Genomic DNA, 7,080 nt, shown 5'->3' on the forward strand with positions numbered 1-7,080 from the left:
GCTGTAAAAGCGGAACCATTAGCAGCCGTTACCGCAGAAACGGATATGTACTCGATCTGATCCAACATCCCGGCCAGCCCAGAGGCCGCCATCGGGGGCAAGCCCCCTCCCACATTTGGACCGAGGTGCGTCAGATGGATACCCGTCGGTTGAGAGGCCGCCATCGGGAGCCCCCCTCCCACACTTGGATTTCACTCAGTCCAGATCACGCGCATCATGGCGCTCAGCCAACTGATCTTCGCCCGACACCCGATTCACCCGCCGCCCACGCTGCACCGCCGGCCGCGCATCGATCGCATCGGCCCAGCGCAACACATGCTTGTACTCATGCACCGACAGAAACTCCGCCGCCCCATACAAGCGCCCTTTCACCAACCCGCCGTACCAGGGCCAGATAGCAATATCGGCAATGGTGTATTCATCCCCGGCAATGTACTCGCTCACCGCCAGGCGCTTGTCCAGCACATCCAGCTGCCGCTTGGCCTCCATGGCAAAGCGATTGATCGGGTACTCCATCTTGCTCGGCGCATACGCATAGAAATGCCCGAAGCCGCCGCCCAGATACGGTGCGCTGCCCATCTGCCAGAACAGCCACGACAGGCACTCGGCACGCGCCGCAGGTTCGGCGGGAAAGAACGCCGCGAATTTTTCGGCCAGGTATTGCAGGATCGCGCCCGACTCGAACACGCGAATCGGCGCCGCGCCGCTGTGGTCCATCAACGCCGGAATCTTCGAATTCGGGTTGACCCCCACGAAGCCGCTGCCGAACTGGTCGCCGTCGCCGATCTTGATCAGCCAGGCGTCGTATTCGGCGCCGGTGTGCCCGAGGGCCAGCAACTCTTCGAGCAGGATGGTGACCTTCTGCCCGTTGGGCGTGGCCAGGGAATACAGCTGCAAGGGATGCTTGCCCACCGGCAGCGCTTGCTCATGGGTGGCGCCGGCGATGGGCCGGTTGATGCTGGCGAAGGTGCCGCCGCTTTCGGCGTCCCAGGTCCAGACCTTGGGGGGTACGTAGTCAGCCATGTTCAATGCTCCTGGAGCGCTTGCGATCAACGAAGGGTTTGAGACTAAACCAAAGACGGGTGGTGCGTCACACTCAGGTCACCGTCCTGCCCTGGTACCTGCACACGCAGTGCGATGAGCAACGCCGCGAGCAGCATCAACACACCCGCCCCGACAAACACTCCACCAATGCCGCTGACGCTGAACATCAACCCGCCACCGGCAGCGCCCGCAGCGATGGCCGACTGCACCGACGCCACCACCATGCCTCCGGCACTTTCGGCCTGATCCGGCACCGCACGCGCGACCCAGTTCGACCACGCCACGGGCACGCCGCCAAACGCCATGCCCCAGAGCGCCAGGAGCAGCGCCTGGGTCGGCAGTGACGCAGGCAGCCAGACCAGCGCCAGTGCCGCAACGCCCACCAGCACCGGCATCAACACCAGCGTTGCCCGTGGGTGGCGCACCAGCAACCAACCGGCAAACAGCGTGCCGGCGAAGTTCGCCACGCCGAAACCCAGCAGCATCAGCGCCAGCCCTTCGGTGCCGACGCCGGTGGTGCTTTCCAGAAATGGCCGGATATAAGTGAACAGCGCGAAATGCGCGGTGTGCACCAAGACGCAGCCGAACATGCCCATGGCGATGCCGGGGCGCAGCAACACGTGCAGCACGGTGCGCAGGCGCGCGGTGCCATTGGGCGCCAGGTGTGGGAGCGTGAATGCCTGGAAGGCCAGGGTCACCACGCCGACGGCGGCCGCCGCGATAAACGCACTGCGCCAGCCGTACAGGCCACCCAGGTAGCTGCCTAGCGGCACAGCGACCACGGTGCCCAATGCGATCCCGCTGAAAATGATCGACAGCGCCCGGGGCAAGGACGCCGCAGGCACCAGGCGCATCGCCACCGCCGCCGCCATGCTCCAGAAACCGCCAAGGGCAATGCCCAGCAGGATGCGCATCAGCAACAACACCGTCAGGCTGGAGGACAGCGCCACCAGCAGGTTGGAGGCGATCATCAGCGTGGAAAAGCCCAGCAGCACGATCCGCCGGTCGATACCACGGGTCAGCCCGGGCACCAGCAAACCGGCGAACAGCGCCACTACCGCCGTCACCGTGACCGCTTGCCCGGCCAGTGCCTCTGTAACGCCCAGGTCCAGGGCCATCGGCGTCAACAGGCTGGCCGGCAAATACTCAGCCGTGAGCAAGCCGAACACCCCCATTGCCAGGGAAAATACCGCCAGCCAGGCCGGCTCTGCCACAACGCCTGCAGGCGCATGGGCTGCACAATCAGTCATAACAAGTCTTCCTACAGTCATTAACGTGGCGCTCAGTCTAGGTAGGCCCGCCTGGATGATCTATGATACAGAACCTTGATTATTTGACTGAAACCCCGAATATGAATTCAGTGGACGCTTTCACCGCTTCCTCCGACCTGATCAATGAATTGCTGCGCGGCATGCGCCTGCGGGGTGTGCAGTACCGGCGCATCCAGGCCGGGCCTACGTTCGGCATGGCCTTTGGTGCCAAGCCGGGCCACGCCTATTTTCACTTCCTCGCTGCCGGTCACGCCACGCTGCGTGCCGAGGACGGCAGCCTTTTCGCCCTGTCGGCCGGCAACGCGGTGTTCGTCTCCCACGGCGGCGCGCACGCGCTGTTATCCGCGCCGGATGCGGCTGTGCAGGACATCAGTGATTTCGACAGCGCACCGCTGGGGGATACCGTCTGCGCCGTGAACGCCTCACCCGATACCGTCCCCGACAGGCTGTTGTTCAGTGCATGTATGGAGTTCGAGCTCGGCAGCCTCCAGGGGCTCGGCAACCTGATGCCCGCCCTGATGCTGATCGATGCCGCAGGCCAGCGTTACCCGGGGCTGATGCCGATTCTGGCGGTCATGGAACGCGAAGTGTCCACGGCGCGCGTGGGTTATGCCGGCATCCTCGCGCGCCTCGCCGATGTGGTGGCGGCGATGATCGTACGGGGTTGGGTCGAGTGCGCCTGTGGCAACGCCTCGGGTCTGGTGGCGGCGTTACGCGATCCGCGCCTGGCCCCCGCCCTGCTCGCCTTGCATCAGCAACCGGGCCACGACTGGAGCGTGGCGCAGCTTGCCGCCCAGTGTCACACCTCGCGCTCGGTGTTCGCCGATCGCTTCCAGGCCGCCCTCGGCGTACCGCCGCTGCGCTATGCCACGGAACTGCGTATGCGCCTGGCCAGCCAATGGCTGACCCTGGAGCGCATGCCCATCGACACCGTGGCGCAACGCCTCGGCTATACCTCCCAGGCGGCGTTCAGCCGTGCCTTCAAGCGCATTACCGGACAGCCGCCCGGCGCGGCCAGGCGCTCGATATGAAGGCCTGAAGCAGCACCGCTTTTCAAATGTGGGAGGGGCGGTGCGACGATTCGACTTGCCCCCGATGGCGGTGTACCAGTCAACATATAAGCTGGCTGACACACCGCTATCGGGGGCAAGCCCCCTCCCACACTTCATCCTCATCGTTTGATAGTCGCGTTTCTACACCCAACCACCATCCACGATAAAGTTCTGCGCCGAACACATCGCCGAGGCGTCGGAAGCCAAAAACAGCGCCATATTGGCGATATGCTCAGGCATCACACTGCCCGGCAGGCACTGGCTGCGGGCGATCAGCTCGCGGGCGGCGTCGTCCACCCACAGGGCCAGTTGTTTTTCCGTCATCACCCAGCCTGGCACCAGCGTGTTGACGCGGATGCGGTGCGGCCCCAGCTCCCGAGCCAGGCCGCGGGTCATGCCATGGGCGGCGGCCTTGCTGGCGGCGTACACCGGGTAGCCGGCGGAGGCCATCATCCAGCCGACGGAGCCGAGGTTGATGATCGAGCCGCCACCGGCGTGTTTCATCATCGGTGCCACGGCCTTGGCGGCAAAGAACGCGTGCTTGAGGTTGACCGCAATCAGGCGGTCGAACATCTCCGAGTCGATTTCCTCCAAGGTATGGCGCACATCGTTCGCGGCGTTGTTGACCAGTACCGTGATCGGGCCCAGGGAGTGTTCGAAGCGCCCGATCGCGGCGCGATAGCCAATCTCGTCGGTGATATCGCAGCATTCGAACTCGACGGTATGCCCCTTGGAGTTCAACAGTGCCGCCAGGCGTTCGCCCTGGCTTTGTGCGCGGTCCACGAAGGCCACCTTGGCGCCCTGGGCCGCGAAGGCCCGCACCATGAATTCGCCGATGCCGGAGGCCCCGCCGGAGATCATTACGGTCTTGCCCTTGAGGTCGGGATACAGGGCGTGCTCAGTACTCATAACGTGATGCCTCGATCAATTAGTCTTATTTTATTTTACGAAATCGGCGTTAAAGGCTATAAATTCGCTGTCCAAGTGACGAAATATCGCACATTAGTAGAACTATTCAATCCTAAAACAACAAAAGGAAGTTCGACCATGAAGCACCCTCGATACCTGCTGTCCGGCCTGGCGCTGTCCATGCTGATCGCCAGCGGCGGCGCACATGCCGCCGGCTTGAGCAGCGAACACAAACCCTTCGGCAAAACCAACGACGGCACGGCCGTCGAACAATACGTGCTGCGCAACAGCCATGGCATGCAAGCCACGGTGATTACCTACGGCGGTGTGCTGCAGTCGCTGAAGGTGCCGGACAAACACGGCAAGGTCGACGACGTGGTGCTGGGTTTTGACGACGTGCAGGGCTACCAGGCCGGCACCGCGTTTTTCGGCGCGACCATTGGCCGCTTCGGCAATCGCCTGGCCGGCGGTGCCTTTGAACTCGACGGCAAACGCTACCAGGTGCCGCTCAACGACGGCCCCAACTCGCTGCATGGCGGCGCCCAGGGCTTCGACAAGCAGGTGTGGCAAGCCAAGCCGCTCAAGGACAAGGATTCGGTCGGGGTCACCCTCACCTACCTGTCCAAGGACGGTGAAATGGGCTTCCCCGGCAACCTGAAAACCGAAGTCACCTATCGCCTGAACGACAAGAACGAACTGCACATCGATTACACCGCCACCACCGACAAACCGACCGTGCTCAACCTCACCAACCACAGCTACTTCAACCTGGCCGGCGCCGGCAATGGCGACATCCTCAAGCAGGTCGCCACCCTGCACGCCAGCCATTACACACCGGTGAACGCCACCCTGATCCCCACCGGCGAACTGGCGCCGGTCAAGGGCACGCCGATGGACTTCCTCAAGCCCACACCTATCGGCCAGCACATCAAGGACGACCACCCGCAGCTCAAGTTTGCCGAACCGAAACAGGGCGGGTTTGACTTCAACTGGGCGCTGGATACCAAGGGTGACGTCAAGCAGCTGGCGGCCGAGGTGCATGATCCCGAGTCGGGTCGGCGCTTGCAGCTCTACACCAGCGAGCCTGGGGTGCAGTTCTATACCAGCAACTTCCTGGACGGTTCGATGAAGGGCAAGGGCGGCAAGGCGTACCAGCATTGGAGCGGGTTTACTTTGGAAACCCAGCATTTTCCGGATGCGCCTAACCAGCCTGGTTTTGCCTCGACTCGCTTGAACCCAGGGCAAACCTACACCCAGAACACCATTTTTAAATTCACTGCCGATTAAAACTGTGGGAGGGGGCTTGCCCCCGATTGCGGTGGGTCAGCTACAGATGCATCAACTGACTCACCGCTATCGGGGGCAAGCCCCCTCCCACATTTAGTCCTCACATGGCATAACTCAGCGTTGTTTCATGCGGTCGATGACCACGGCCAGCAACAGGATCGAGCCGCGAATCACGTACTGGTAGAAGGTGTCGATGTTCTTAAGGTTCATCGCATTCTCGATGATCGCCAGGATCAACACCCCGGCAATCACATGGCGAATCATGCCGATACCGCCACTCAATGACACCCCGCCCAGCACGCACGCCGATATCACCGTCAGCTCGAAACCCTGGCCGATCATCGGTTGGCCGGAGGTCATGCGCGAGGCCAGGATCACACCGGCCAACGCGCCGATCAAACCGTGCACGGCGAAGATCAGGATCTTGGTGCGATCCACGTTCACGCCGGCCAGCAACGCCGCTTCCGGGTTACCGCCGATGGCCATGGTGTTGCGCCCGTAGGTGGTGTAATTGAGCAACCAGCCGAAGAACAGGAAGCACACGATCGTGATCAGGATCGGCACCGGCACGCCGAACAACTGGCCGTTGCCGAACACGAAGAACTGATCCTGGGACACGCCCACCGCTTTGCCGTCGGCAAAAATATAGGCCAGGCCACGCACGATCTGCATGGTCGCCAGAGTCGTGATCAACGCGTTGACCCGCAGCTTGGCAATCACGATGCCGTTGATCAAGCCCACCATCAGGCCCATCAACAGCGCTGCGCCGATGCCCAGCATCACGCTGTCGGTGTCGCGCATCACAATCGCCGCCACCACGCCGGCGCAGGCAATCACCGAGCCCACCGACAAGTCGAAGTGCCCGGAAGCCAGGCAGAACAGCATGGTGCACGCGGCAATGCCCACCGTGGAAATCGCCAGGCCCAGCCCGCGCATGTTCAGCGGCGAGAGGAAGTTATCGATCAACAAGGCACACAGCACAAAGATGCCTATCGCCGCCAGCAGCATGGCCCAATTGTCGAGCAAGGCGCGCAGATCGAGGGGTTTGCGTGCCGAGGGCAACGCGTTGTTTTGAAGGGTCATGGTCGTCTCTCAGTTCGCCAGGCCGCGCGGCAAGGCCAGCTGCAGCAGGTTGGATTCAGTCGCGTTTTCGCGCAGTTGTTCACCGCGCATGGCGCCTTCGCACAGCACCAGGATGCGGTCGGAAATGCCCATGACTTCCATCAGGTCGCTGGACACCACGATCACCGCGATACCCTGGGCCGTGAGGTTGTGGATGATCTGATAGATCTCCGATTTGGCGCCGATGTCGATACCGCGCGTGGGCTCGTCCAGCAGCAGCACCTTCATCGGCATCGACAGCCAGCGGCCGAGAATGGCCTTTTGCTGGTTGCCTCCGGACAGGTACATGATTTTCTGTTCGGCGCTCGGCGTCTTGACCTTCATGGCCTTGATTTGCCCGTCGGCGTTGCCCTTTTCCCAGCCATCGCGCAGCAGCCAGCCGAACGCCGAATGCG

The 7,080-nt window shown here is 62.6% G+C and carries 7 protein-coding genes; 2 read left to right on the forward strand and 5 right to left on the reverse strand.

Annotated features, from left to right (window positions below; genetic code table 11):
- Positions 1-195 precede the first annotated feature (195 nt).
- Together yghU and BFP90_RS14230 are read right to left on the reverse strand one after the other, a co-directional pair.
- Positions 196-1,023 carry a glutathione-dependent disulfide-bond oxidoreductase gene (gene yghU / locus BFP90_RS14225; RefSeq protein ID WP_065897084.1) on the reverse strand — a complete coding sequence of 276 codons (828 nt, stop codon included), beginning with the start codon at positions 1,021-1,023 and terminating at the stop codon, positions 196-198.
- A gap of 44 nt (positions 1,024-1,067) precedes the next feature.
- A complete protein-coding gene (locus BFP90_RS14230) occupies positions 1,068-2,294 on the reverse strand; it encodes an MFS transporter (protein ID WP_065897086.1) in 1,227 nt (408 codons plus the stop codon).
- A 101-nt stretch (positions 2,295-2,395) separates the two neighbouring features.
- Here BFP90_RS14230 and BFP90_RS14235 point away from each other — a divergent pair, with 101 nt between their 5' ends.
- Positions 2,396-3,346, forward strand: a complete 951-nt coding sequence (locus BFP90_RS14235) for an AraC family transcriptional regulator (RefSeq protein WP_065897090.1) — start codon at positions 2,396-2,398, stop codon at positions 3,344-3,346.
- Positions 3,347-3,508: 162 nt separating this feature from the next.
- Here BFP90_RS14235 and BFP90_RS14240 read toward each other — a convergent pair whose 3' ends face one another.
- Positions 3,509-4,276, reverse strand: coding sequence for an SDR family NAD(P)-dependent oxidoreductase (locus tag BFP90_RS14240; RefSeq protein WP_065892961.1), 768 nt, complete (start codon positions 4,274-4,276; stop codon positions 3,509-3,511).
- Between the two features lie 138 nt (positions 4,277-4,414).
- On the opposite strand from BFP90_RS14240, the gene BFP90_RS14245 reads away from it, so the two are divergent.
- Positions 4,415-5,563 carry an aldose epimerase family protein gene (locus BFP90_RS14245; RefSeq protein WP_065892960.1) on the forward strand — a complete coding sequence of 383 codons (1,149 nt, stop codon included), beginning with the start codon at positions 4,415-4,417 and terminating at the stop codon, positions 5,561-5,563.
- Between the two features lie 114 nt (positions 5,564-5,677).
- Here BFP90_RS14245 and araH read toward each other — a convergent pair whose 3' ends face one another.
- Complete coding sequence (araH, locus tag BFP90_RS14250; protein ID WP_065887779.1) at positions 5,678-6,646, reverse strand: L-arabinose ABC transporter permease AraH; 969 nt, start codon at positions 6,644-6,646, stop codon at positions 5,678-5,680.
- Between the two features lie 9 nt (positions 6,647-6,655).
- A partial coding sequence (locus tag BFP90_RS14255; protein ID WP_141688962.1) for an ATP-binding cassette domain-containing protein occupies positions 6,656-7,080 on the reverse strand: 425 nt, incomplete at its 5' end.

It is taken from the genome of Pseudomonas sp. 24 E 13 (assembly GCF_900004715.1).
GTDB classification, from domain to species: Bacteria; Pseudomonadota; Gammaproteobacteria; order Pseudomonadales; family Pseudomonadaceae; genus Aquipseudomonas; species Aquipseudomonas orientalis_A.

Coding starts and splice junctions, on each gene's coding strand:
- BFP90_RS14230 (WP_065897086.1), bottom strand. CDS start 2,294: ATGACTGATTGTGCAGCCCATGCGCCTGCAGGCGTTGTGGCAGAGCCG.
- araH (WP_065887779.1), bottom strand. CDS start 6,646: ATGACCCTTCAAAACAACGCGTTGCCCTCGGCACGCAAACCCCTCGAT.
- BFP90_RS14245 (WP_065892960.1), top strand. CDS start 4,415: ATGAAGCACCCTCGATACCTGCTGTCCGGCCTGGCGCTGTCCATGCTG.
- BFP90_RS14240 (WP_065892961.1), bottom strand. CDS start 4,276: ATGAGTACTGAGCACGCCCTGTATCCCGACCTCAAGGGCAAGACCGTA.
- yghU (WP_065897084.1), bottom strand. CDS start 1,023: ATGGCTGACTACGTACCCCCCAAGGTCTGGACCTGGGACGCCGAAAGC.
- BFP90_RS14235 (WP_065897090.1), top strand. CDS start 2,396: ATGAATTCAGTGGACGCTTTCACCGCTTCCTCCGACCTGATCAATGAA.